The sequence below is a fragment of the Sphingopyxis sp. OAS728 genome (genome assembly GCF_014873485.1).
Classification (GTDB): domain Bacteria; phylum Pseudomonadota; class Alphaproteobacteria; order Sphingomonadales; family Sphingomonadaceae; genus Sphingopyxis.
The window spans coordinates 4,141,083-4,165,487 of record NZ_JADBDT010000001.1 but is presented as its reverse complement, the minus strand read 5'-3'; the positions used below and the strand labels follow the sequence as shown (position 1 = coordinate 4,165,487).

Annotated in this window: 25 protein-coding genes and 1 tRNA gene; 9 read left to right on the top strand and 17 right to left on the bottom strand. The window is 62.5% G+C overall.

The window, feature by feature from the left end:
* Together GGC65_RS19710 and GGC65_RS19705 are read left to right on the top strand one after the other, a co-directional pair.
* Positions 1 to 1,437, top strand: coding sequence for a sensor histidine kinase (locus GGC65_RS19710; protein ID WP_192648714.1), 1,437 nt, complete (start codon positions 1 to 3; stop codon positions 1,435 to 1,437).
* Positions 1,434 to 1,799, top strand: coding sequence for a response regulator (locus GGC65_RS19705; protein ID WP_192648713.1), 366 nt, complete (start codon positions 1,434 to 1,436; stop codon positions 1,797 to 1,799). The genes GGC65_RS19710 and GGC65_RS19705 overlap by 4 nt, the downstream gene beginning before the upstream one ends.
* A 446-nt stretch (positions 1,800 to 2,245) precedes the next feature.
* On the opposite strand, the gene GGC65_RS19700 is transcribed toward GGC65_RS19705, so the two are convergent.
* Entirely contained in the window at positions 2,246 to 2,590 is a 345-nt protein-coding gene (locus GGC65_RS19700; RefSeq protein WP_318780198.1) for a response regulator, read from the bottom strand.
* A 57-nt stretch (positions 2,591 to 2,647) separates the two neighbouring features.
* Here GGC65_RS19700 and GGC65_RS23605 point away from each other — a divergent pair, with 57 nt between their 5' ends.
* Complete coding sequence (locus tag GGC65_RS23605; RefSeq protein ID WP_264081031.1) at positions 2,648 to 2,773, top strand: hypothetical protein; 126 nt, start codon at positions 2,648 to 2,650, stop codon at positions 2,771 to 2,773.
* Between the two features lie 286 nt (positions 2,774 to 3,059).
* Here GGC65_RS23605 and GGC65_RS19695 read toward each other — a convergent pair whose 3' ends face one another.
* Positions 3,060 to 3,305 (bottom strand): hypothetical protein, encoded by a 246-nt coding sequence (locus GGC65_RS19695; protein ID WP_225940920.1) that lies wholly within the window; start codon positions 3,303 to 3,305, stop codon positions 3,060 to 3,062.
* A gap of 163 nt (positions 3,306 to 3,468) precedes the next feature.
* Here GGC65_RS19695 and GGC65_RS19690 point away from each other — a divergent pair, with 163 nt between their 5' ends.
* On the top strand, positions 3,469 to 4,140 hold the full coding sequence (locus GGC65_RS19690) for a sensor histidine kinase (protein WP_192648710.1): 672 nt from the start codon (positions 3,469 to 3,471) through the stop codon (positions 4,138 to 4,140).
* 30 nt (positions 4,141 to 4,170) lie between these two features.
* On the top strand, positions 4,171 to 4,887 hold the full coding sequence (locus GGC65_RS19685; RefSeq protein ID WP_192648709.1) for a Crp/Fnr family transcriptional regulator: 717 nt from the start codon (positions 4,171 to 4,173) through the stop codon (positions 4,885 to 4,887).
* 572 nt (positions 4,888 to 5,459) lie between these two features.
* On the opposite strand, the gene GGC65_RS19680 is transcribed toward GGC65_RS19685, so the two are convergent.
* The 11 genes from GGC65_RS19680 to GGC65_RS19630 all read right to left on the bottom strand — a co-directional run bounded on the left by GGC65_RS19680 (position 5,460) and on the right by GGC65_RS19630 (position 16,230).
* Positions 5,460 to 6,818: a tyrosine-type recombinase/integrase gene (locus GGC65_RS19680; protein WP_192648708.1), complete on the bottom strand. Its 1,359-nt coding sequence runs from the start codon at positions 6,816 to 6,818 to the stop codon at positions 5,460 to 5,462.
* Between the two features lie 200 nt (positions 6,819 to 7,018).
* Positions 7,019 to 7,095, bottom strand: a tRNA-Met gene (locus GGC65_RS19675).
* A 61-nt stretch (positions 7,096 to 7,156) separates the two neighbouring features.
* Positions 7,157 to 7,642 carry a 2'-5' RNA ligase family protein gene (locus tag GGC65_RS19670; protein WP_192649639.1) on the bottom strand — a complete coding sequence of 162 codons (486 nt, stop codon included), beginning with the start codon at positions 7,640 to 7,642 and terminating at the stop codon, positions 7,157 to 7,159.
* 73 nt (positions 7,643 to 7,715) lie between these two features.
* The gene (locus GGC65_RS19665; protein WP_192648707.1) at positions 7,716 to 8,276 is read right to left on the bottom strand and encodes a peroxiredoxin; all 561 of its coding nucleotides are present in this window, start codon (positions 8,274 to 8,276) and stop codon (positions 7,716 to 7,718) included.
* Positions 8,277 to 8,379: 103 nt separating this feature from the next.
* Entirely contained in the window at positions 8,380 to 9,132 is a 753-nt protein-coding gene (locus GGC65_RS19660) for an alpha/beta fold hydrolase (RefSeq protein WP_192648706.1), read from the bottom strand.
* 28 nt (positions 9,133 to 9,160) lie between these two features.
* Positions 9,161 to 10,102: an endolytic transglycosylase MltG gene (mltG, locus tag GGC65_RS19655; RefSeq protein ID WP_192648705.1), complete on the bottom strand. Its 942-nt coding sequence runs from the start codon at positions 10,100 to 10,102 to the stop codon at positions 9,161 to 9,163.
* Between the two features lie 267 nt (positions 10,103 to 10,369).
* Positions 10,370 to 11,629, bottom strand: a complete 1,260-nt coding sequence (gene fabF / locus GGC65_RS19650; RefSeq protein WP_192648704.1) for a beta-ketoacyl-ACP synthase II — start codon at positions 11,627 to 11,629, stop codon at positions 10,370 to 10,372.
* A gap of 168 nt (positions 11,630 to 11,797) precedes the next feature.
* Positions 11,798 to 12,034 (bottom strand): acyl carrier protein, encoded by a 237-nt coding sequence (locus tag GGC65_RS19645; protein WP_003039428.1) that lies wholly within the window; start codon positions 12,032 to 12,034, stop codon positions 11,798 to 11,800.
* Positions 12,035 to 12,081: 47 nt separating this feature from the next.
* Positions 12,082 to 13,281 carry a serine hydrolase domain-containing protein gene (locus tag GGC65_RS19640; protein ID WP_192648703.1) on the bottom strand — a complete coding sequence of 400 codons (1,200 nt, stop codon included), beginning with the start codon at positions 13,279 to 13,281 and terminating at the stop codon, positions 12,082 to 12,084.
* A gap of 31 nt (positions 13,282 to 13,312) precedes the next feature.
* Complete coding sequence (locus tag GGC65_RS19635; RefSeq protein ID WP_192648702.1) at positions 13,313 to 15,076, bottom strand: tetratricopeptide repeat protein; 1,764 nt, start codon at positions 15,074 to 15,076, stop codon at positions 13,313 to 13,315.
* A 635-nt stretch (positions 15,077 to 15,711) separates the two neighbouring features.
* The gene (locus tag GGC65_RS19630) at positions 15,712 to 16,230 is read right to left on the bottom strand and encodes a DUF3617 domain-containing protein (protein WP_192648701.1); all 519 of its coding nucleotides are present in this window, start codon (positions 16,228 to 16,230) and stop codon (positions 15,712 to 15,714) included.
* Positions 16,231 to 16,318: 88 nt separating this feature from the next.
* Between GGC65_RS19630 and uvrB the strand changes: the two genes are divergently transcribed.
* The 3 genes from uvrB (at position 16,319) to GGC65_RS19615 (ending at position 21,098) form a co-directional block, all read left to right on the top strand.
* Positions 16,319 to 18,505, top strand: a complete 2,187-nt coding sequence (gene uvrB / locus GGC65_RS19625) for an excinuclease ABC subunit UvrB (RefSeq protein ID WP_192648700.1) — start codon at positions 16,319 to 16,321, stop codon at positions 18,503 to 18,505.
* Positions 18,506 to 18,512: 7 nt separating this feature from the next.
* Positions 18,513 to 19,490: a Gfo/Idh/MocA family protein gene (locus GGC65_RS19620; protein WP_192648699.1), complete on the top strand. Its 978-nt coding sequence runs from the start codon at positions 18,513 to 18,515 to the stop codon at positions 19,488 to 19,490.
* Positions 19,491 to 19,592: 102 nt separating this feature from the next.
* Positions 19,593 to 21,098 (top strand): S10 family peptidase, encoded by a 1,506-nt coding sequence (locus tag GGC65_RS19615; RefSeq protein ID WP_192648698.1) that lies wholly within the window; start codon positions 19,593 to 19,595, stop codon positions 21,096 to 21,098.
* Between the two features lie 166 nt (positions 21,099 to 21,264).
* Here GGC65_RS19615 and GGC65_RS19610 read toward each other — a convergent pair whose 3' ends face one another.
* The 3 genes from GGC65_RS19610 to GGC65_RS19600 are packed head-to-tail and all read right to left on the bottom strand — an operon-like array spanning position 21,265 to position 22,894.
* The gene (locus GGC65_RS19610; protein WP_192648697.1) at positions 21,265 to 21,702 is read right to left on the bottom strand and encodes a hypothetical protein; all 438 of its coding nucleotides are present in this window, start codon (positions 21,700 to 21,702) and stop codon (positions 21,265 to 21,267) included.
* A gap of 23 nt (positions 21,703 to 21,725) precedes the next feature.
* Entirely contained in the window at positions 21,726 to 22,334 is a 609-nt protein-coding gene (locus GGC65_RS19605; RefSeq protein ID WP_192648696.1) for a TetR/AcrR family transcriptional regulator, read from the bottom strand.
* 5 nt (positions 22,335 to 22,339) lie between these two features.
* Positions 22,340 to 22,894, bottom strand: coding sequence for a DUF4287 domain-containing protein (locus tag GGC65_RS19600; RefSeq protein ID WP_192648695.1), 555 nt, complete (start codon positions 22,892 to 22,894; stop codon positions 22,340 to 22,342).
* 97 nt (positions 22,895 to 22,991) lie between these two features.
* On the opposite strand from GGC65_RS19600, the gene GGC65_RS19595 reads away from it, so the two are divergent.
* On the top strand, positions 22,992 to 23,690 hold the full coding sequence (locus GGC65_RS19595; RefSeq protein ID WP_192648694.1) for an NRDE family protein: 699 nt from the start codon (positions 22,992 to 22,994) through the stop codon (positions 23,688 to 23,690).
* A 10-nt stretch (positions 23,691 to 23,700) separates the two neighbouring features.
* Here GGC65_RS19595 and infC read toward each other — a convergent pair whose 3' ends face one another.
* Positions 23,701 to 24,237, bottom strand: a complete 537-nt coding sequence (gene infC / locus GGC65_RS19590; RefSeq protein WP_192648693.1) for a translation initiation factor IF-3 — start codon at positions 24,235 to 24,237, stop codon at positions 23,701 to 23,703.
* Positions 24,238 to 24,405: the final 168 nt, after the last annotated feature.

Here is a 24,405-nt window from a genome sequence, read left to right as displayed (position 1 = left end):
TTGATCCTCGCACCCGTGGGGCGCGATGGCGCGGCGGCAGCGGAGATAGTAGCGCGCGCGGGTATCGCGGCGGAAGTTTGCGCGGACTTTCTGGCGCTCGTAGGCGCGCTTCGTGAAGACTGCCTCGCGGTGATCGCAACGGAGGAAGGGTTTTTTGGAAAAGATCTTACGCGGCTTGCCGACCGTGTGCGTAGTCAGCCGGCGTGGTCAGATATCCCCTTCATCATATTGACGAGCCAGCTGCCTCAGCGGCGCGTCGCGAGGTGGAGAAACGATCTCGTCACGTCTCTGGGCAACGTCACCCTAATCGAACGTCCCGTTCAGGCGATCACTTTAACGAGCTCGGTACGGGCGGCGGTGCGCGCGCGCGAGCGGCAGTACGAACTGCGCGAGCTCCTCGGAGAGCTTGAGCGGGGCCACGAACGATTTCAACTCATCGTAGAGAATGCCCGTGATTATGCGATCATTCTGAGTGATCCCGAAGATTTGATTACTGACTGGCTTCCCGGTGCTTCCGCCGTTTTTGGTTGGAGCGAAGGCGACATGGTCGGCAAGCCCGTCTCGCGCATCTTTACGCCAGAAGACCGTGCCCACGGCATTCCCGAGCAGGAACTTGAACGAGCGCGGAGCGACGGCGTCGCCCCTAATATCAGGTGGCACCTCGCCAAGGGTGGCGCCCGCGTATTTATCGACGGCCAGACAGTCTCTTTACGCAATCGCGACGGCACCATCCGCGGTTTCATGAAGATCGGCAAGGACATCACGGAGCGCCAACGTAACGAGGAACGCCAGGCAGTCCTGCTCGCCGAGCTTCAGCACCGTGTAAGGAATGTGCTGGCAATGGTGGCATCGGTCGTCAATCGCGGAGCCACTGACGGAACGACCGCGGAATTCCGCGACCGGTTGAGCGGACGCATTGCCGCGATGGCACGTACACAGGCACTCCTCACGCGCGGCGCTGGCGTTGGGGTTGAACTCGGAGGACTGGTCCGCGACGAACTGCTCGCCCAAGCGGCCGACGAGTCGCGCGTCTCCATCGTTGGCCCTGAAATTCTGCTCGCGCCCAAGGCCGCGGAGGTTTTGACGCTCGCGATCCACGAGCTTGCTACCAACGCCTCCAAATATGGCGCGGTACGGGCGCCGAGCGGACGCGTCGATGTGCATTGGTCGCGTCTGTCCAGAGACGGCAGCGAGTGGCTTGAGTTGGTGTGGGCTGAAAGCGGGGTGCGGATCGAACCAAAACCGGACCGCCGCAAAGGCTTCGGGACTGAACTTGTTACCCGCCGCGTGCCCTATGAGCTACGGGGAGAAGGGGAGTTGACACATGATCCGGATGGAGTTCGCTGCCGCATCGCCTTTCCGCTCAACGAAGGAGAGAGTGTCTTGCAAACCGATTTGCCGATCGCTTACCGGAAATCCAAGGAGAACTGGGTATGAGCGGCCTCACCGGGCGTTTGGTACTTATCATTGAAGATGACTTTTATCTCGCCGACGATGCGCAAATGGCGCTTGAGGCGGCGGGCGCCACGGTGCTCGGTCCTGTCGGCAATGCAGAGGATGCGATCGAGATGCTGGCCACGACGCGCCCCGACATCGCACTAGTAGACGTCAATCTCGGTGATGGTGCAAGTTTCGAGTCTGCCGCAGCGCTCAAGGCGCGCGGCATCCCTTTTGTTTTCCTCACCGGCTATGATGCAAATATTATCCCGGCCGACTATGCCGACGCGCCACGGCTTCAGAAGCCCGCCGACACGCGTTCACTTCTCGCAGCGCTATTGGCGCTCGCGGAAAAGGGATGAGAAGTTCCACCGGGCCGACGACACCGGTCATTCGGCGGCGATAACGATATTGGCGACAGCCTATGTTGTCCATGATTTGCCAGCATGTCACGGTGATCGGAGGATCAGGCGCACCCCATCCGATGAGGGCTCCGCCGGAGCGGGGACCCGACGCCCGTTTTGGAAGGTTAGAATGTGCGCGGCCCCTACTTTCGAAGAGAACCAAGCCTTGCGATCACCGATTTTAGCCGTGACGAAGGCAGACCGCGGTTCGATCGGGCTCGCCGTGCCAGTGAGCGCGGCATCCCGCTTGTCTTTCTGCTAAGCTAGAACCGGGATCTAGTGCCCCGATCTCACAGGGGCCGGCGTTGCAAGCGCCCGTGGCCGAAGAAGCTAGTCGAGACCTTGTTCGCTATCTGTAGGGATCGAGTGACCATAAACGCCTGTGTGCGTACCTAAGGATCAACTCAAGCATCTGTCCGCGGCGTCATCGGTGCAAGCAAATCCAGGATTTGCGATGCCTTGAAAGGCTTTTCTACTAGCGGGCGGCCCTGGAACCGTTCGGGAAGCGACCATTCCTCATAACCCGTCGCGAAGGCGAACGGTATTTCGCGCGCAGCGAGCGCATCGGCCGCGGGAAACACGGCTCCGTCCCGCAAATTGACGTCGAGTACCGCAGCATCGATGCGCTCTTCGCTCCCAATGATCGCCTCGGCATCTTGCGCGCTCGCCACCGGCCCGAGCACTTGGGCGCCCGCGTCCGCGAGCGCCCGCGAGATATCGTCGGCGAGAAGATATTCATCCTCAACCACGAGGACCCGGCGCCCTCGCAAACTTCGCTCACCCATCTGTCATCTCCCTGCTTCCGCTTGACCGGTATCGACACCTCGATCGGCAATGCGCTGTCGTGCGAACGCCATATCGATATGCGGCGCGCGCGCATGGCATTCCTGTCCAAAATCGTCAGCTGGGGCCGAGGTACCACCAAGAAATGATGGCAACCCCGGTTCAGCCGCAGACAGCCCAAATTGGTTCGCCTCGCGAGGCGTCGTCCAAGACGCCCAAGACAACAAGCCAATGCTCATCGTAACAAATATTGCGCCATTTTTGACCGTATTGGTAGATGGTTCGTCAAGAGTTTCTGCCATGATTCGACGATCGCGACCCGAAACGCTAAGGGCTACTCACCCTTGGCCAGATACGGGCGCTGGCGCCAGCTTTCGAACGCGGCATGCTGCGATAGTTCGCAACATCAAAGATCTGAGACGGCGCGTCATTGCTTCACGACACGACGTGGGCTTTGAAAAGCGCCAATATCGCGCGCGCCATGCTGATATTGGGAATTGTCCGGGGTGTAATCGTCTTGCCGACATCTTCTCTCACCTGATGGCCAATTATGCGGCAACACTTGCTGGCCCTCTGGCCGAACAGCGTCAGCAACCGCAAAGGCGGCCCGGCCGCAAGTTTCATTTCCTCATGTTGAAGGTACGGGAAACGCGCTGCCCATCCGCTTACCTGACCAATCATTTTATAGATCCGTGGCACTCCTGCGCCTTCCGAGCGTATGAACAGGGCAGTTGATGCGAAGCGGGACCGATGAATGAGTAAGCGTCCGGAAGAACCACCACGCGAGCAACCGGAGGACAATGGCTCGTCCGCGAGTGAGGCCGCGCTCGCCGCCGAGGTTGAAGTGCTCCGCCTCGAACTCAAAGTCATGGAGGAGGAACGTATCCGTGCGATCGCGCGAGAAGCACATCTTCGCGCAGAACTGCAGCATCGGGTCCGCAACATGCTCGCGATCGTCCGGTCGATCAGCGCGCGGACGTTTGGCACAAATGACGAGGACGAGAATGCCAATCATTTCCGTGGACGGCTCGACGCGCTTGCGCGCATTGAAGTGCGTTGCGGCGACAGCAGCCGCAAGAATGGGTGCGATCTTGAGGATATGGTGAGCGATGAGCTTCGTATTTTCGAGTTCGACGAGCGGATCGAGATCAAGGGGCCGGAAGTCTCGGTTCCGCATGAAATAGCGCGATTAATTGCGCTCGCCATTCACGAACTCGCCACCAATTCAATCAAGTTCGGGGCGCTCTCCTCTACCGACGCGCGCGCAAGACTTTCGGTGCGCTGGACCTTCGCACGCTCCAGGCTTCGCTTTATTTGGGAGGAAATCGGCGTGCCGATTATCGGAGCGGCGCCGGCCAGTACCGGCTTTGGTCAGGAATATATCGAACAGGCGCTGCCTTATCAGATCAACGCGGCGACGCTGTTCGAACTCAGGCCGGGCGGGATATTCTGCACCATGGAGGTACCCTTCCCCGAAAAGCCTGAAGCCGACATCTGGCCTCGCGCCTGGGCGTGAACCATCACAATGCCAAAACGTTGCTGCAGCATGAACACGCCCTCGCCCTCTCCGTTTGAAACGCGCGTCGTATCGCGGCTCGGCGCACTGGCCCCGTTGGACACACACGAATGGGAGGCGCTTGCCGAGGCGCAGCTCGTGCGCCACCGCGTTGCTGCGCATCGGAATATTATCGAAGAGGGCGCGCGCGTGACTTCGCCCCGGATCATTTTGGCCGGTTGGGCGGGGCGGACGCGTATCTTCGCGGACGGAAGACGACAGATTTTGAGCTTGCTTCTTCCTGGCGATCTGATCGGGAAATGTCGTCAGTCGCATCCGCTCGCCGCGACGGGCGCGGTTGCCCTGACAGATGTCACGCTCTGTCCGGCGCCTGATTCTCGCCATGCCAAGCATGGCCTCGCGGAAGCCTACGCCCGGAGCAGTGCGCTGGAGGAATATTATCTGTTTCGCCAGATCGCACGGCTCGGCCGGATGAGTGCCTATGAGCGCATCGTCGATTTGCTTCTCGAAGTCCGCGAACGACTTGGGGCGGTCGCGCTTGGTCCAAAAGACAGTTTCCACTTTCCCATTACACAGGAGGCGCTGGCCGATCTTCTCGGCCTTACGAGCGTACATGTGAACCGCACCCTTAAAGCGCTCCGGCAAGACGGACTTATCGATCTCCGATCCAGTACGATGCACATCAAAGATCCCGCCGTACTCGCCGCGCTGGTAGAGCACCGACCTGCCGCCGTGTTCGAGAATTGACTCGTCGAAGGTTGAAGTCGGTTTTTGACCGGGTGTTGCGCTGACCCCTTCTTGTTCGAACGCTGATGAAGACGGCGCAATCGCGAGCCATATCATCCAGGTTGATCCCTTTTGCCTCGCAGCATCGGAAAAACCGGGCGAGACGGGATGAAGTTTCTACGCGTCCGGCGATACTACCAATGTGGCATCGATATTTCGGCCTGATTTAGCATGCTTAAGCCCTTTTAGCTCCGGCTTGCTCATCATTTGCGCTGGAGAGCGAATGTGCGATGTCCTGATCGATCCGGCGACGAAAAGGGCCGCCTCAAAGCGCTGGCGGAATATGGACTCGACCCGTAAACGAGTTTCCACCGCGCGGGAACTTTCGCGACCCTCACGCGATGATAACTTGTAGGCCCGCTCGGATCACCCCCCCCCCCCGATTACCGGGCGGGCCTCTCCCAACAACTTTCATCGCTATCGACCGCACATATGGATGCAGAGCGGCGCCTGTGTGATTTCAAGGGAGCTGCCATCCCGTTGGCAGCACGGACGACGGCCGACAGAACGAAGATGGCCAGCACGCACAGACGTCAGCGCCTCCCGGCCAGCTTTCGCTGTTGCCAGAATGGCACGTTGTCTGCCGTTGCGAGCGCGGGGCGCAGGGCGTCCCGCGCTCGCAACGGCAAGTTCGCCTGCTCGGATGCTTTCATTTCCACAGCCTTGTCTCTCGCCCCCCTTGGGTCCGCGGACCGTATAAAAGCTGACCAATCATCGAGCATCCGGCGCCGGGCGGTGAGATACAGCGCGCTATTGTAGGCTCCCCGAACTTCGTTCTCGTCCTCGTGCGCCAGCGCCATTTCGATCCAGTCGGCTTTGTAACATTCAGCTTCATTCGCCCAGGTCGAGCCGAGCCCGCGAAATCCATGAACAGTCTGCCGGCCTCGATAGCCCATGCGATAGCATGCGTAGATCATCGTGTTCGACGAGATCGGCTTGCCGGCCTTGTCGCCGGGGAAAACAAAATCGCCCTTGGTAGCACGGCGCCGGCGGCGCAGAATTTCTACCACGTCTTCCGAAAGGGGAACGAGGTGTTCGCGTTCCATCTTCATCCGTTCCGCTGACAAACGCCAGACCGGATCAGGCCCATCGAGATTTTCGAACTCGCCCCAGGTTGCAAAGCGAGTTTCGCTCGTTCGCGCCCACGTCAGCAAAGTGAAAAGCATTGCGTCGCGCGTCGTCTCTCGCCTGCCGGTAGACGCTTCGCCGTCGTAGGACATGATTGCCCGGACAAGTGCGGGAACTTCCGCAACTGAAACGCGGGCCATATGCTTCACGCGGGGTTTGGGCTTCAGCGCATCGCTGAGGCTAACCGTTGGGTCCGAAGATGCCCAACCGCACGCAATCGCGAACCGGAATATCTGGCCGATGGCTTGCTTGACCCGTCGACTAACATCGAGCGCGCCACGCGCCTCGACCGCTCGAATGACGGCCAGCACTTCCGGCGGGGTGATCGTGGCGATGTCTCTTGCTCCCAACCTTGGAAAAACATCGCGCTCGAGGCGGCTAAGCACCCGCAGAGCGTGCGCGGGGTCGAGGTCCTCTACCCTGTTCGCATGCCAGGCACGCGCGATCGGCTCGAACAGATCGACGTTTTGCGGCGTCCCGGCCTCCAACTTATTTGCGCGATTCATTTTCTTGACGGCCGCAGGGTCGATACCGCCGTCGAGCAAATGCTGCGCCTCGCGCCGCTTCTGGCGCGCGGCGGCGGCGGCGAGTCGTGGATAGGCGCCGAGACAAAGCACACGCTCCTTGCCCTCGAAGCGGTATTTATAGCGCCAAAGCTTTGATCCTGACGGCTTAATAAGGAGATACAGTCCCTCGCCATCGAACAGCTTATATTCTTTGGGGCGCCGCGCCGCATATTTGATTTCGAGGTCTTTGAGAGCCATGGGGGTCTTTTCAAATCGATGCTTGGGGGTCTTTCCGCATTTTTGACCAAAAAAAGACCCCCAAATCAAATCGACGCAGGCATACTGACACGGATGTCAGCGGACGCCCGAAGTCGCTAGCAAACGATTGATAGACCTAAATAAAATTTCTCGGAAAGACGTCCACGGACGTTGTCGGCCACAGGCGGATGTGAGTCCCTTGGTAGCGGAGGAGGGACTCGAACCCCCGACACGCGGATTATGATTCCGCTGCTCTAACCAGCTGAGCTACTCCGCCCCGAAAGGCCGCCGCGACGGGCGAGCAGCGCCTATAGGCAGGGCATTGCCGTCGGTCAATATCATGTACGCGCGCCGCGAAAATTTCGCGCGAATGCTGGTTCCCACGGGCCACCGCGATAGTGATGGGCGGCCAAACCGACGATCGACAGCGGGCGCGGGTGGAAGTTCTCGGCGAGTTCGGCGATCAGCGCGCGCGCTTCGGCGGGGGCGACCTTGTTCTGGACGGTGATGTGGAGCCGCGGCGTGCCCTGGTCCTGTGCGGTGAGCATGCCGGTGAAATGATCGGCGATCTGCTCGCGAATCGCGAGGAGGTCGGGGCTTTCGATGCGAAAGGCGACCCCGCCGCCGAGAGAATAGATTTCGCGCAAGCTGGCAGCCGGTGGCGGCGTATCGGCCGAGATACGGCGCAGGAGCCCGTCGAGCTCGCCCAGACACGAAGGCGGCAGCTGGTGAAACAGCGTGATATGCGCCGGCAGGTGATTGCGATCGGGCGGAAAATGCGCGGCGCGGAGATTATTGAAGTGAAGCTGGTCCGCCGCACCCATCGTCGCGGTCACGATGATGGGTACGGCGCCAGCGGCCCGGACGGGAGGGGGGGATGCCGGGCCGCCTATCGGTTTAAGCCGCCTGCGACAGCTTGCCCTGATACGGGTTCGCCTTCACCCACTCGAGCGCCTTTTCAGGGGTCGATTCGACATAGGGATCGCTGTCGGTGCCGACGTCGTTGATACCGGGTTCGACGAACATCTGAACGACGACGCCGTCATCGACGATCGCGGTGTAGCGCCAGCTGCGCATGCCGAAGCCGAGGTGATCCTTGTTGATCAGCATGCCCATGCGACGCGTGAAAGCAGCCGAACCGTCCGGAACCATCTTCACCTTTTCGACGCCGAGGTGCTTGGCCCAGTTGAACATGACGAAGGCGTCATTGACACTGATGCAATGGATGTCGGCAACGCCGGCAGCGGCGAAGTCGGCGTGGAGGCGTTCGAAGCCCGGGCACTGCTCGTTCGAGCAGGTCGGGGTGTAGGCACCGGGCAGACCGAACAGGATGTGACGGCCTTCGCCGAACAGCTCGCCGGTGTCGACGTCCTGCCAACGGAACGGGTTCGGGCCTTCGACGGCTTCGTCGCGCACGCGGGTCTTGAGCGTCACGGCGGGAACGGGCTGATTGATCATGGGAGAGAATCCTTTCGTTGTGGATTTTGTGCGGCGCACCAAGAGCAGACCGGAGCGCGCGGGTCAAATCGAGTTGGCCGGTTATATTGATTGATTGAGCCGATCAGCGCCCCGCCCAAAAACGATGCAAAGACGCCGCGACCTCCACGGGCCGCTCGGCAATCGCCCAATGCCCTGCCCCGTCGATTACGGTTAGCGGGGTGCCTGTATTCGCGGCAAAGCGCTGCGCCACCGACAGCTCGACATATGGGTCTTCCGCGCCCCAGATCAATGTCCCGCGCGGCGGTAGCCTGCCGATGTCGCGCGCCCAATCATGCTCGAAACTCAGACCCTTGGCCGAGCGATAGAGTTTGAGAATTGCACGGCGCTTGTCCTTCAGCGCCCATTGCGCAGCTTCCTCGCGCGCGATGTCGGCAGGCATGCCCTGCGCGGCGAGCCCCTCGGCAAGCTTGGCGGGTTTGCTCAGCGCCATGAACAGCTCGCCGAGCAGCGGCGTGTTCCAGATGCGCGCGAGCCGGTGGCCACGATAGTCGGGATCGATCACCGCATTCGAGATTGCCCAGCTGCGGATGAGGTCGGGGCGCAGCATCGCGACACGCTGCGCGATCAGCGCGCCCCAGTCGTGACCGACAATGTCGATCGGGCCGTACATTACGAACAATGCCTCGGCCTGCTCCACCGCCCAGTCGGCATAAGCCTCCTTAGACGCGGGAAAACCCGCCGGGAGCGGCGCGGTGAAGCCGGGAAGTGCAGGCACCGCGACGGGTGTGTCGCCGAGGTCGAGTGCGGCAAGCAGCGGGCGCCAGATCGCCGGGCTGTCCGGAACGCCATGGATGAAGAGCTTTGCCGTGGTCATGATCCCCTCCCCCGTTTACCGCTGACGCCTACTCCATCTCCCCGCGGTCGCGGCGCAGCTGATACCATTTCTGGACATTGGCATTATGCTCGGCGAGCGTGCGCGCGAAGACGTGGCCGCCGTCGCCCTTTGCGACGAAGAAGAGATAGTCATTCGCTTCGGGATCGAGCACTGCGGCGATCGACGCCTTGCCCGGATTGGCGATCGGGCCCTGCGGCAGGCCGATCATCGAATAGGTGTTGTAGCCGTTCACCGCGAGAATTTCGGAGCGCAGGATGCGGCGACCGAGCGGCTTGCCCTTGGTGATCGGGTAGATGATCGTCGGGTCGGCCTGAAGCCGCATGCCGACGCCGAGGCGGTTTGTATAGACGCCCGCAACGGTGCGGCGTTCGGACGGCACGCCGGTTTCTTTCTCGACGATCGAAGCAAGGGCCATCGCCTGATTGCGATCCTTGACCGCAGTGCGCGGCGTGCGCTTCGCCCAGAGCTCGTTAAAGGCCTTGTCCATCGCCGCCTGCATCCGCTTCACGACGGCAGCGCGGCTTTCGCCGGTGGTAAAGGCATAGCTGTCGGGCAGGATGCTGCCTTCGGCGGGCACGGGGATTTCGCCCTTCAGCCGCTTTTCGGCCATCAGCCGTTCCCACACCATGATCGAGGGCATGCCCTCCGGAATCATAACCATGCGCTGGATCGTCTTGCCCGACTGGAAGAGTTCGAGGATGTCGCCCGCGTCCATCCCCTTTTCGACCTTATATTCGCCGGGCTTGATCGGATCGTCCGAGCCGAAGAAGCGCGCTTCGTTGCGAAAGCTCGACGCCGAAACGAGTCCCGCCTGTTCGAGGATTTCACCTGCTTTCGCGATGCTCGCGCCCTGCGGAATGACAATCTCGGCATCCTTGGGTGCGCCGCCCGAGCAGGCGGCGAGCAGCAGGGCCAAGATCGCGATCGTGAGCCAGCGAAACGGATGCACTCTCTTCTCCCATTCGGTGCTTAAGGAGACAAAAGTTACGGACGCGCGCGTCCGGAATGTCTCCTTTGTCGCTTTAGGCCGGGCCTGCGACAAGGTGATAGAGCATGGCCAAGCAATGTAGGAAAGGGGTTTCGATCCTCCCTGCCGCACCGCGATGGGGAGGTGGCAGCCCGAAGGACTGACGGAGGGCTGTGACGTCGCCCCTCCACCACTCGCTTCGCGAGCGGTTCACCTCCCCACCGCTTCGCGGCAGGGAGGGTCCAAAGATCAGTCGATCGCCTTGACGATGACGCTGGCGTTGGTGCCGCCGAAACCGAAGCTGTTGTTGAGCGCAGCCTTCACTTCGCGCTTCCTCGCCTTGTGCGGGACGAGATCGACGCCGTCGGTGCCCTCGTCGGGATTGTCGAGATTGAGCGTCGGGGGGACAATCTGGTCACGGATCGCAAGGATGCAGAAGATCGTCTCGACCGCGCCGGCGCCGCCGAGCAGGTGGCCGATGGCGGACTTGGTCGAGCTCATCGACACATTGGCGATTTCATTGCCGAACAGGCGCTTCACCGCGCCAAGCTCGATCGTGTCGGCCATCGTCGAGGTGCCGTGGGCGTTGATATAGTCGATGTCGGCGACGGTCATTCCCGCCTTTTTCAGCGCCATTTCCATCGAACGATAGGCGCCCGAACCTTCGGGATGCGGCGCGGTGACATGATAGGCGTCGCCCGACAGTCCGTAACCGACGACTTCGGCGTAGATCTTGGCGCCGCGTGCCTTGGCATGCTCATATTCCTCGAGCACGACCACGCCCGCGCCTTCGCCCATCACGAAACCGTCGCGATCCTTGTCATAAGGGCGGCTCGCCTGTTCGGGACGGTCGTTGTAGCTCATGTTGAGCGCACGCGCCTGCGCGAAGCCGGCGATACCGATCGGGCAGATCGTCGCCTCGGCGCCGCCCGCGAGCATGATGTCGGCGTCGTCGTCGCGGATCATCCGCGCCGCATCGCCGATCGAATGCGCGCCGGTCGAGCAGGCGGTGACGACCGCATGGTTCGGGCCTTGCAGGCCATATTTGATGCTGACCTGACCCGAGATCAGGTTGATCAGGCGGCCGTGGACGAAGTGGGGCGAAACGCGACCCGGGCCCTTTTCGGCGAGCAGCAGGCTTTCGCTTTCGATGCCCGGCAGGCCGCCGATGCCCGACCCGATCGAGCAGCCGGCGCGCAGCTTCATCTCGTCGGACATATCCTCAAGACCGGCGTCCTCGATCGCCTGCCCCGCGGCATCGATGCCATAGATGATGAACGGGTCGACCTGACGCTGCACCTTGTGATCCACGCGCTTGCCGGGATCGAAACCATATTCATGGTCGGGGCCCTTGACCTCGCACGCAATCGTGCACTTCTGGTCCGACGCGTCGAAATGGGTGATCGTGCCCGCGCCCGATTTGCCCGCGATCAGATTGGCCCATGTGGTTTCCACATCGGCGCCCAGCGGCGTCACCAAACCCAAACCCGTCACCACAACCCGGCGCATAGTCGTTCCTTTCATCGGCCCCTGCCCCCGCAGGGTGCCGCGTCATTCGAGAAGACGCATATCCATAAAAAAAGCTTCCCGGCCACTCAGCGCGAACGCTCGGGACCGGGAAGCCGGAAACGCGTGGGCGGCGTCGCCGCCGCGTCCGGCTATGCCGGACCGGGCCGTTTAGCCCTTGTTCGCTTCGATATAGTCGATCGCATCCTTGACGGTGGCGATTTTTTCCGCCGCATCGTCGGGGATTTCGACGCCGAATTCTTCTTCGAACGCCATCACCAGCTCGACGATGTCGAGGCTGTCGGCGCCCAGATCGTCGATGAAGCTCGCTTCTTCGGTGACCTTGTCGGCTTCGACGCCCAGATGTTCGACGACGATCTTTTTAACCTTTTCGGCCGAATCGCTCATGCACAGTTCCTTTTTTTCTGACTATGTCGTGAATGTTGAAAATTGCCCTAGTGCCCGTGGGCGGGGCTGGCAAGAGGGCTGGCATCGGCCGTGCGGCGAAGCGCCGCGTCGACCAAGACTTCCTCTGCAGCACTGTAGGCCGACCGTGTCCCTTTCTGCCCCTCCGGCACCTGCGTCACAAAATAGGCAATGCCCTCGCCGCCTTCAAGGTCGAACCATAGCCCCGATCGCAATCCATAGGCATCGCCCGAATGACCAAGCCGCAGGCGGCCGTCGCCGAACAGGTCGTCGCGACAGGCGGGATCGTGGAGCGCGGGGCCGCCCGTGCTGTGCATAGCTATGCCATATTCGCAGAAGAAACCGCCCGTCCCCTCGCCGCTCGTCGGGTGGACCGCCGCCATCGCTTCGAGCCGCGCCAGGCTTTCCGGTTTGAGAAAGCTGTCACCGCGGCGCAGCAACATAACGCCGATGCGCGCGAGGCCGTTCGCCGAGATGCGAAGCCCGCCCTGCGGGCTGAACCCCGCACCATGGCGCGCAAGACGATAGGTTCCGACGTCGCAGCTGCCATCCGCAGCCGGCACCACGGGACAGGGCGGCCGTACACCCTTGAGCTCGTCGCGCACGACATTACCGTCGGCATCGTAAAGCACGACCGCGCGCGCAACGGCGGTGTTGCTGCAGGTCGGCCAGTTGAAACAGGCGTCGAGACCGAGCGGACGAAAAACGAGCCGCGTCATCGCCTTGTCGAACCGCTCGCCGGTTACGCCCTCGACCACGGCCGCAACGACCGGGTAATTGAAATTGGCATAGGCGAAATCGCCGCCCGGCGCGCGCGCCTTGTCCCAGGCGGCGGGGTCGCGGAGCGCGGTTTCGAGATCGGCGTCGAGCGGCAGCGCATAATCGCTGTCGTCGTTGAGCCCCGAACGGTGCCCGAGCAGCTGCGCCAGGCTGATCGGCCGATCCGGATAAGCGGGGTGGCGGAGCCGCCAGCCGAGATAATCCGAAACGTCGCGATCGAGGTCGAGCTTGCCCGCCTCCATCAGCCGCAAGACCCCCAATGCGACGATCAGCTTGGAAACCGACGCGACGCGCACCGGGTCATCGGGCGTGATCTTCCGGCCGCTTGACCGGTCGGAGAGGCCCTGAGTGACGCGCGTCTCGACCTTCCCGTCCCGGTCGAAATGCACCGCTACCGCGGCCGGAGCAGGCGATGCGACCGAGGTCAGCAGGGCTAGAAGCGAGAGCATGAAGTCACTCTGCGCAGCCCCCGGCGCAGCGTCAAGGCGCCGTTTTTGGTGGGACGACGCCTGACTCGCGAAGCGCCGCCGAGGCGCGCTGGATGACAACAGGGGTGATGATGAAGCGGCTGACGACCTGTTCGGGCGTCGCATCGGCAGGCTGGCGCGTATAGGCGAGCAGGCGTTGCCACTGCGCGCGCGCCTCCGCCACCTGCCCCTGCCGCGCCTGCACGATCGCCCGCACCATCATATATTGCGGCTCCATGTTGCTCGGCGACGGCATGTTGTCGAGGATCGCGCGTGCCTCTTCCTGTTCGCCGCGCTGCGAGAGGGTGAAAGCCAATGTGACCGCCGGAACGCCGGGGTAGGAAGAATCGAGTTGCAGCGACCGGCGGAGCAAGGCCTCGCCCTCGGGTCCGTGGCCGCACGTCAGCTTGAACAAGCCGAGGAAGCCCGACATATCGGCATCATAGGGATTGAGCGCGATCGCGCCGTCGCCCATCGCATTGCCGCCCGCACAATTGCCCGAATAGAAATTGGCGCGCGCCATCGCGAACAGGCCGGCGGACGAATTCGGGCTGTTTTCATAGGAACGCTGCGCCAAGGCCCGCGCCTCGGCAAAGGCTTCGCGGCCGGTCGGGGTCATCCGTTGCGGCTGCCAGTCGCCAAAGCGCACGAGCGACAAGGCGGTGAGCGCGACGGGATCGCGCGGCGTGGCCTTGATCGTTGCGCGAAGGCAGGTGTCGACCTGTTTCGCGTTCGTCACATTGCGCATCTGCCGCATCCGGTTGAATTGCGCCAGGCACGGGTAACCCGGCGAAAAATTGTCGGGTTGGCGCTGGACCTGATCGCGCACGATCACGCCATAATCCCCGGCAAGCTGCGCGATCAGCGGTTCGATGGCGGTAAATTCGGGCGTTTCGTCCTGTGTCAGGCGCAGTTGTTGCGACCAGATCGCGCGCTGGTCGGCGACGCGGTTTAGGACGAGCGTCACATCGGTGTTGCCCTCGACCGTGCGGACAAGCGACGTGTCGAGGCGATAGTCGCTCGTCCCGGCGACCGTGCTGCCGGGCGCTTTCGAACTGAGCAGGTCGATCAGGTCGAAGCGGCGGAGGCCGTCGCGCAGCTTTCCGTCGAGCGCCCGGGCGAGCGCGCGCGATTCGGGCAAACTCCCCGCAACCGGCGCGCTGACTTCGAGCAGAGGCACCGGCACCGGATCGCCGACAAACAATCGGTCCGACCCGCCACGCAGCGCCCAGAGCGTGAAAAGCGCCAGCGCGAGAAGGACGAGAGCGACCAACCAGCGGCCAAAGCGGGCGCCGCGATCGCGCGGCCGCGGCGCAACGGTTGGCGCCGCCGGGCGGACGGCCGCCGCAGATGCAGCTGCGGTCTTGACGTCACCATCGTCCGCCGGCTCGTCGCCCGCGCGCGCGGCGGGCGGCGCCGAGCGGTACTGGACGACGACTTCATAGCTGCCCTGCGGCACGCGCAGGCGATGCACCCACGGCGTATCGGCATAATAGCGGTCGAGAAGGCTGCGCAGCCGCCCCACCATGACGCGCGGATAGCTATCGACGGCGGGATCGAAATCTTCGCTGCGACCCAGCGCCTCGGTCGCGATCGCATAAGCCTTGGGCGAGCTGCGCCCGCCGCGAAGTCGGTGCTCGACCAGGAATTGCAGCAGCCGCGACAGCACTGGCGAACGGGTAAACATCGGGGAATCGAGCAGGCGCTCGAGCTCCTCGGCGATGATCCGGTCGACCTCGCCGGGATCTTGCGTCTCGTTCGTTTTCGCCTGGTCCATGCTACCCTCAAATGCCCCTGGCGGGCGGTGCGGGTGATACGCCAATCCGCCAGCGCAGCCACCCTTTGTTACTTTGACGTAACGGTAACAAGCAAACCTTACGCCCCATCGAAAGAAATGCCGCGCGCTAATCTGCGAGGAAAAAGGCGAAAGCCGGTTAAGGATTGGTTATCAAACAGCAACATCGTCGAATGTGACCCCTTGTAACTGCCACGCAATCGAAACTGTGGCATTCTTTGGCGTATCGCGGCATTCCTACGATGACGCGGTGTGAGACCAAAAGGCGAAAAGTGCGAGCTGGTCCCTGGCACTCTTCGATCCCCCTCAGGTCTCATTTCAAGACTTCGCCGGGCGGCCAAACAGCCCCACCTGTTCTGTCGCCCGGCAAGTCGACGCGCCTCTCCAGGCCACGAGCCGGAGCGGAGAGAACCACCCATCAAAGTTCACGCAGCGCCGATATGGAAGGCGCAGAGCCTGGTGCCGCCCCAGTCGCGAAAGACGTGCGCGCATGGCGAATTGCCGGTTTTCATCGTCAAATTAACAGGCATGGTGCGACCCCTCCCTTTGCCCTGCATATATGAAAAGGGCGCCGGTTTCCACCGACGCCCCATCATTTTTCGTCAAAGATGTATGACTTAGGTCGTGGCCGGCGTCTTGCACGGACCGGTATGGACGCTGGTCATCTGCATGACCATCTCCATGTCGCCGCCCGTCGGGACCTTGCCCTTGGTCGTGATGGTCACGTCGTTCTTCTTGGCTTCCATCGTGCCGGTCATCGCCATGTCGACCGTCTGGCCGTTGGCGGTGCAGGTGCCGGCGACGTCGATCTTGCCGCCATCGACATTCTTTTTCGACCATTTGCATTCGCCGCCGTTGCCCGGCCCCTTGGCGAGTTCGGCCGCGATGTCTTCCTTTTCGACCTGCTCCTTCGTGAAGCACTGGTCCATGCCGCTGGCGCCTTCCATCATCTTCGTCATCTGGTCCTTTGCCTCGGGCGGCATGCCGGGGACTTCGAATTTCACCAGCTTGACGTCGGTCTTCCAGTTGCCGGCTTCGCGCTTCACGGGGCCGCTGGCGGCCGCATTTTCGCTTTTGCCGCAACCCGACACTGCGATGAGGGCGCCGATGGCGGCGACCGTCAGAAATTTCTTCATACCCTGTCTCCTGTGACTGTCCGTTTGGGGGTGTTGTTTTGATTCATTGCGATTGTGGACCCGCCCCATCGATACCATATTGGCAGCAATGGCAATTCAGATTCGTACATCGCTCGATGAAATCGACACGGCGGAGGGCTATGTCCCGCATCGCCCGGCGCGCCCCGACAAGGTCGAAGGCGGCAAGCGATTCGAGTTAGTTAGCGATTATGAGCCCGCGGGCGACCAGCCGACGGCGATCAAGGAGCTCGTCTCCACCGCGCTCGATGGCGAGCGCGACCAGGTGCTGCTCGGGGTTACCGGATCGGGCAAGACGTTCACGATGGCGAAAGTCATCGACGAGTTGCAGCGCCCCGCGTTGATCCTCGCGCCGAACAAGATCCTCGCGGCCCAACTCTACGGCGAGTTCAAAAGCTTCTTCCCGAACAATGCGGTCGAATATTTCGTCAGCTATTACGACTATTACCAGCCCGAAGCCTATGTGCCGCGCAGCGATACCTATATCGAGAAGGAGTCGAGCGTAAACGAGGCGATCGACCGCATGCGCCATTCGGCGACGCGCGCGCTGCTCGAACGCGACGACGTCATCATCGTCGCCTCGGTATCGTGCCTCTATGGCATCGGCTCGGTCGAGACTTATTCGGCGATGATCTTCGACCTCAAGAAAGGTCAGAGCGTCGACAATCGCGAGATCATCCGCAAGCTTGTCGCGCTCCAGTACAAGCGTAACGATCAGGCGTTCGCCCGCGGCAATTTCCGCGTGCGCGGCGACAGCCTCGAAATCTTCCCCTCGCACTATGAGGATATGGCGTGGCGCGTCAGTTTCTTCGGCGACGAGATCGAGGAGATTACCGAGTTCGACCCGCTGACCGGCAAGAAGATCGCGAACCTCAACCATGTCCGCATCTATGCGAACAGCCACTATGTCACGCCGGGACCGACGCTGAAGCAGGCGAGCGAGGCGATCCGGCACGAGCTGGCCGAGCGGCTGAAGGAACTCGAGGCTGAGGGCCGGCTGCTCGAAGCGCAAAGGTTGGAGCAGCGCACAAATTTCGATCTTGAGATGATCGCCGCGACGGGCAGCTGCGCGGGGATCGAGAATTACAGCCGCTTCCTGACCGGCCGCCTGCCCGGCGAGCCGCCGCCGACCTTGTTCGAATATCTGCCCGACAACGCCCTGCTCTTTGTCGACGAAAGTCACCAGACGATCCCGCAGATCGGCGCGATGTCGAAGGGCGACCATCGCCGCAAGATCACGCTCGCCGAATATGGCTTCCGCCTGCCGAGCTGCATCGACAACCGGCCGTTGCGCTTTTCCGAATGGGACATGATGCGCCCGCAAACGGTGAGCGTCTCGGCGACGCCCGGCACTTGGGAGATGGACCGCACGCAGGGCGTGTTCGCCGAACAGGTAATCCGCCCCACCGGCCTGATCGACCCGCCGGTCGAGATCAAGCCGGTCGAGGAGCAGGTCGACGACCTGATCGTCGAGGCGAAGAAGACCGCTGCGGCGGGATACCGCACGCTCGTCACGACGCTGACCAAGCGCATGGCCGAGGATCTCACCGAGTTCCTCCATGAAGCGGGGCTCAAGGTCCGCTACATGCACAGCGACGTCGAGACGCTCGAGCGTATCGAGATCATCCGCGACCTCCGGCTCGGGGTGTTCGACGTGCTGATCGGGATCAACCTACTGCGCGAAGGTCTCGACATTCCCGAATGCGGGCTCGTCGCGATCCTCGACGCCGACAAGGAAGGCTTTTTGCGCAGCGAAACGTCGCTCGTCCAGACGATCGGCCGCGCCGCGCGCAATGTCGACGGCCGCGTCATCCTCTATGCCGACCGCATTACCGGCAGCATGGAACGCGCGATGCGCGAAACCGACCGCCGCCGCGAAAAGCAGGAAGCCTATAACGCCGAGCACGGCATCACGCCGCAGACGATCAAGCGCAACATCGGCGACATCATCGCGCATGTCGCGTCGAAGGATCAGGTGACGATCGACATCGGCGAGGACAAGCCGGCGCACATGGTCGGGCATAACCTCCGCGCCTATATCCAGGAGCTCGAAAAGAAGATGCGCGATGCCGCCGCCGACCTCGAGTTCGAGGAAGCCGGCCGCCTGCGCGACGAGATCCGCAAGCTAGAGGCCGACGAGCTCGGCCTGCCGCCCGAGGAACAGGTCGCACCGCGCGTCGGGCGTTCGAACGAAGGCAAGCCGGGCACGCGCAAGGGGCGGTTCGGGAAACAGAGCAAGACGAAATGGGGACGGTGACCGCCCAATGACCACGATCCGCTGGGGCATGATCGGTTGCGGCAACGTGACCGAGCGCAAGAGCGCTCCCGCTTATCAGCAGGTGGAGGGTTTCGCGCTGCATGGCGTGTTCAACCGCACCTTGGCAAAGGCAGAGGATTATGCCGCGCGCCATGGCGTCCCGCATGTCTTCGACAGCGCCGAGGCACTGATCCACGCGCCCGGCATCGACGCGATCTATATCGCGACGCCGCCAGACAGCCACGAAGCCTATGCGATCGAGGTCGCGCGCGCGGGCAAGCCCTGCTGCATCGAAAAGCCGATGGCGCCCGACCATGAAGCCTGCGTCCGAATCCGCGATGCCTTTGCCGAACGCGGCCTGCCGCTGTTCGTCGCCTATTATCGCCGCACGCTCCCCCGCTTTCGGCAAATCAAGGCGTGGCTCGACGAGGGCGCGGTCGGCGCCGTACGCCATGTCCACTGGGCATTGACCAAGCCAGCGAGCGCCGACGACCTTTCGGGCGCCAACTGGCGGGTCGACGCTGCGGTCGCCCCTGGCGGTTATTTCGATGACCTCGCGAGCCATGGCCTTGACCTTTTCTGCTGGCTGTTCGGGGATATGACCGACGTTGCCGGCTTCGCGATCAACCAGCAGGGGCGGTACAGCGCCGCCGACGCCGTCGCGGGATGCTGGGTGCACAAGGATGGCGTGACCGGATCGGGCAGCTGGAATTTCGGCGCGGCGGACCGGGAAGACCGGGTCGAAATCACCGGCAGCGACGGGCGGATCAGTTTCTCGATATTCGACGAAGAGCCGCTGCGGCTGTCACGCGGCGAAGAAACCGTCGAACTGGCCATCGCTCATCCGGCGGCGGTCCAGCATTTCCATGTCGAGGCGATGCGGGACCATCTTGCCGGGTACGGCGATCATCCGTCGACCGGCGACAGCGGGGCGCACACCGCCTGGATCATGGACAGGATCCTGTCGCGCCCCCGCGCAGCCTAGCCTCGCCGACTTCGACGAAACCCCGCCTGTAACCGACAAGTAACCTTGCTCCCCTTCCGCGTGCCGCCTAGCGTTCGCCCCGCAATCGGGGAGAAACTACTTATGAAATCGGGTCTGTCGCTTATCGCCTTGGCGCTCGCCTTTACCGCGCCCGCCGCGCTTCATGCGCAGGACAAGGCCGACGACAAGGCGAAGGCCGAAAAGCCCGCCGATATCGAACCCCAAGTCCGCACGACCAAGCTCAGCGGCACCTTCGGCGGCCAGCGCATCAACTATGCCGCGACGATCGGCGAGACGATCATCAAGAACAAGGATGGCGTGCCCGAAGTCGCGGTTGTCACCACCTCTTACGTCAAGGAACCGCGCGACCCGAGCCGGCCGATTACCTTCCTGTTCAACGGCGGCCCCGGATCGGGCACCGTCTGGTTGATGATGGGGGCGTTCGGGCCGAAGCGCGTCGCGATCCCCGGCACCGGCGTCGACGACGGCGCCCCGCCCTACCCGATCGTCGACAATCCCGACGCGCTGCTCGATGTTACCGACATCGTCTTCATCGACCCGCCGGGCACCGGTTTCTCGCACCTGATCGGCAAGGCCGATCCCAAGGATTATTACGGCGTCACGCAGGATGCGAAGCTCGTCGCCGAGGTCATCCGGCGCTGGCTCAATGACAATGGCCGCTGGAACAGCCCCAAATATCTGGGGGGTGAAAGCTATGGCACGACGCGTTCGGCCGCCGTCGCCAACCAGTTGATGAACGAGACGTACAACGACGTCGCGCTCAACGGCATCATCCTGATCTCGACCGTGCTCGATTTCGCGGCGGGCGCCGACACGCCGGGCAATGAGCTATCACCGATCACCAACCTGCCCTCAATGGCAGCGACCGCGCTCTATCATGGCAAGGCGACCGCACCGTCGGTCGAAGGCTTCGTCGAGGAAGCGCGGCAGTGGGCGATCGGCCCCTATGCGACCGCGCTGCTCAAGGGCCAGAAGCTGCAGGGCGAGGAACGCGCCGCGATCCGCCGCGAGCTTTCGCGTTTCACCGGCCTGTCCGAAACCTACCTCGAAAACGCCGACCTTCGCGTCACGCCGAACCGTTTCTACAAGGAGCTGCTCCGTGACCGCGGGCTCACCGTCGGACGTCTCGACAGCCGCTACACCGGCAAGGATTATGACAGCGCGGGCGAAGGCCCCGACAATGACCCCAGCTTCTATGGTATCGACGCGAGCTATACTGCGGCGATCAACAGCTGGAGCCGCGACGGACTGGGGTTCAAGACCGACCGTGAATATCAGTCGATCGGCGGTATCGGCGGACAATGGGACTGGCGCATCGGTGGGCGCGACACCAACGCCTATATGAACGTGGCGCCCTATATCGGGCAGGCGCTACGCGAGAATTCGGGGCTCAAAGTGCTCGTCGCGCAGGGCTATTATGATTTCGCGACGCCTTTTTTCGCGGCCGAATATGCGCTGTCGCGTACGGGGATCCCGCAGGATCGCATCAGCTACACCTATTATGGCGCGGGCCACATGATGTATATTCGCGACGAGGACCGGCATAAATTGTCGGCCGATGTGCGGGCGTTCATTCGCGGGCGGTAGGAGCGTCCGGTAGCGACCGGTAGGGGACCTTCCGCCTGCCTGATCCGTTCGCATCGAGCGAAGTCGAGATGCCCCTTGGGCTAGACTTTGCACCGATGGGTGTCTCGACTTCGCTCGACACGAACGGACTTAGGGGTGGCTGCTCCCCACTCCTAAGCAGACATATTTATCGCAGCACGCCCTTTGCCGCCTGCGCCCGCGCGTAAAGATAGAGCGCGATCAGGATGACCCAGATGACCGCGGTGAAGATCATCGGAAAGGAACCGAACAGGCGCATCAGATCGGCATAATGCATCCCGAACTGATAGATGCAGCTGATCGCGAGCCCGATCAGCGAGATCAGGAACGCGCTCACCGCATGTCGGTTGCGCGCCAGGAGCAGCGCCGACCCGAGCACCGACCCCCAGACGCCGAGCGCCCAGCCGATGTTCGCCCACATCGGGAAGCTGGTAAACCAGGCCTGTTGTTCGGGCGTGAAGGCCGCGAGATATTCGGCGTTGCCCATCTTGGTCATCGTATAGTCGAGCGCGCCAAAGGCGTTCCAGATCAACGATACCCCGCCGACAACCCACAGGTGCAACGGCGTTTTTGCGACGTCAGTCATGTTCGTCTCCCCCTCCAGAAAGATCAGGCGTAGCTACCAGATTTCGCGGCGCTCATCAATGAGGTGATGTAGTCACGCAATACAGCGATATTACGGTCGAAATAGCCGATGTCGCGATAGGTGCGCGCCTGCATCACCGCGCCCTCCATCACCGTCAGCACGAATTCGCCGAGAGCCTTGCGATCGGCATCCTTCGGCAGGCGATCCGCCGCAGCCTCGAAGCAGCCTGTGATCGCCGCAGACCAGTTGGTGAAATTCGCCGCCATCAGGTCGCGGACCACCGGGTCGGGCTCATGAATTTCGAGCGCGAGACTGCCGATCGGACAGCCATAGGTGCAGTCGGTGACGATCAGATGCGTGCGATACCCCGCGAGCAACGCAAAGATGCGCTCGATCGGATCGTCGACCCCCTCCCAGTTCGGGGCGAGCAGCATCTCGTCGATCCCGTCGCGATAGAGTTCGAGCACGCCGACGAGCACATCCTGCTTGCCGGGGAAGAAATGATAGAGGCTGCCGCTGTGGACCTGGCTGCGCGAGAGGATGTCGGAGACCGATGTCGAGAGATAGCCCTTCTCCCAGAAGAGTTCCATCGCGGTCATCAGGATGCGCTGGCGCGTGTCGGCGGCGTTCATAGCGGCTATCCAGCGCGGTCGTAGGCGGCGCGGAGCCAGCCCGCCACATCGTCGCCCGCGTCGCTATCGGTGGCGATGCGCACGCGGTGCGAGACCATTGCATTCCAGCTACCCGCCAGTTCGAGCTTGCCCGCGGGTTCCTCACCCTTCAGCGCCAGGCCGATGTCGAAACGATCCTTGGTCGACGGCTGGAGCAGCGCGAACTGCTTTTTGCGGCGCAGGCTGACATAGCCTTTTTTCGGCGCCAGTTCGACGTCGTCGCCGAACCCCTGCACCAACGCGATCAGCCGGTCGTAAAGCGGGCGCCAATGCGCCTTGGCGCCGTCGAACGCCGCCTCCACCAGCGTATCATCGTCCTGCGATAGCGAAGACGATTTGTTGGCGGCATGGACGACCATATTGGCATAGCCATGCCCAAGGCCGTGTTCGGATTTGAGGTGGTTCACCAGCGCCATATGCCCGGAAATGCCGGTCGCTCGCGCCGCAGCGACCCATTCGTCCAGCCCCTTGCCGGTCTTCGCCTTCAGGCTTTCGCCCATCTTCTCGAATTCGTCGGCCATCGGCGTCCTCCCTCGTCAAGATCAGTTGATTGAACATTCAACCAAGCAATTTGTCAAGAGGCTTGGCAAGTGACCGCGCAGTGCCGATATGCCTAGCATGTGTGTCGTTGCCCTCGCCCACCGCGTCCACCCCGACTGGCCCCTCATCCTCATTGGCAATCGCGACGAGTTTCACGGCCGCCCTGCCGCGTCGCTTGCCGAATGGAGCGATGGCAGCGGGATTGTCGCGGGCCGCGACCTCCAGGCCGGCGGAACGTGGCTTGGGGTTCATCGCCCCAGCGGCCGTGTCGTGGTCGTGACCAACGTCCGCGGCGCGGCGCCCGACCCCAAGAAGGAATCGCGCGGCGCGCTCGTCGTCGACATGCTTCGCGGCGACGGACGTTTCGCCGATCCGGCTACGAGCGACCTCGACCGCTTCAACGCGTTCAACCTGTTCGCCGTCGGCGGCGGTGGCGCACGGCTGCTCACCAACCGGCCGGAACCGCTGATCGCATCGCTCGAACCCGGTGTCCATGCGCTCGCCAACGAGCCCGTCGACCAGCCCTGCGCGCGCGCCGAGAGGCTGCGCAAGGCGCTCGAGACGGTTGTCGGCACCGGCGCGGACCCCGAAGCCCTGCTCGACACACTCATGGCCGAGGACGACCCCGCACTGTTCCTGCGCGGCGACACCTATGGCACGCGCGCCTCGACGCTCGTCGCGGTTTCCGCAGACGGCGATGTCCGTATGATCGAGCGCCGATATGAAAAGGGCGGCCGTCCCGCTGGAACGACCGCCCTCACATTTCGTATCGGCTGAGCCGGCGCGCTTATTTCGGCGCGATCACCATCAGCATCTGACGACCTTCGGTGCGCGGATGCGCCTCGACCTTCGCGATTTCCGACGTCAGTTCGGCGACGCGCTGGAGCACGTTGAGGCCGAGCTGCGTGTGACTCATTTCGCGGCCGCGGAAGCGCATGGTCATCTTGACCTTGTCGCCTTCGCCGAGGAAGTCGAAGACCTTCTTCATCTTCACGTCGAAATCATGATCGTCGATATTCGGACGCATCTTGATCTCTTTGATTTCCTGCGTCTTCTGGCTCTTGCGCGCGAGGTTCGCCTTTTTCTGCGCCTCGTACTTGAACTTGCCGACGTCGAGGAATTTGCACACCGGCGGATCGGCGTTCGGGGATACTTCCACCAGGTCGAGACCCACCTCGGCCGCCTGCTCGATCGCTTCGGCCGTCAGCATCACGCCCAGATTTTCGCCTTCCTCGTCGATCACGCGGACTTTGGGGGAGGCAATAAACTCATTGTAACGCGGGCCGTTTTTCGGCGGCATCGGTGCCATTGGGCGACGGGTCATGGGCGGTGGTATAGCTGTATCTCCTGGGTCGTTTAAAAAGGGCGTGCAGCGTCGACGCAAAAACACGCGTGGTGGTCATATAGTGATCAAAGCGCCGCCGTAAAGGGCGCCGCGCTCACCTTATAACGCTTTTCGGGCCGACTGTGGCCGGTCTGCCACTGTCATTTC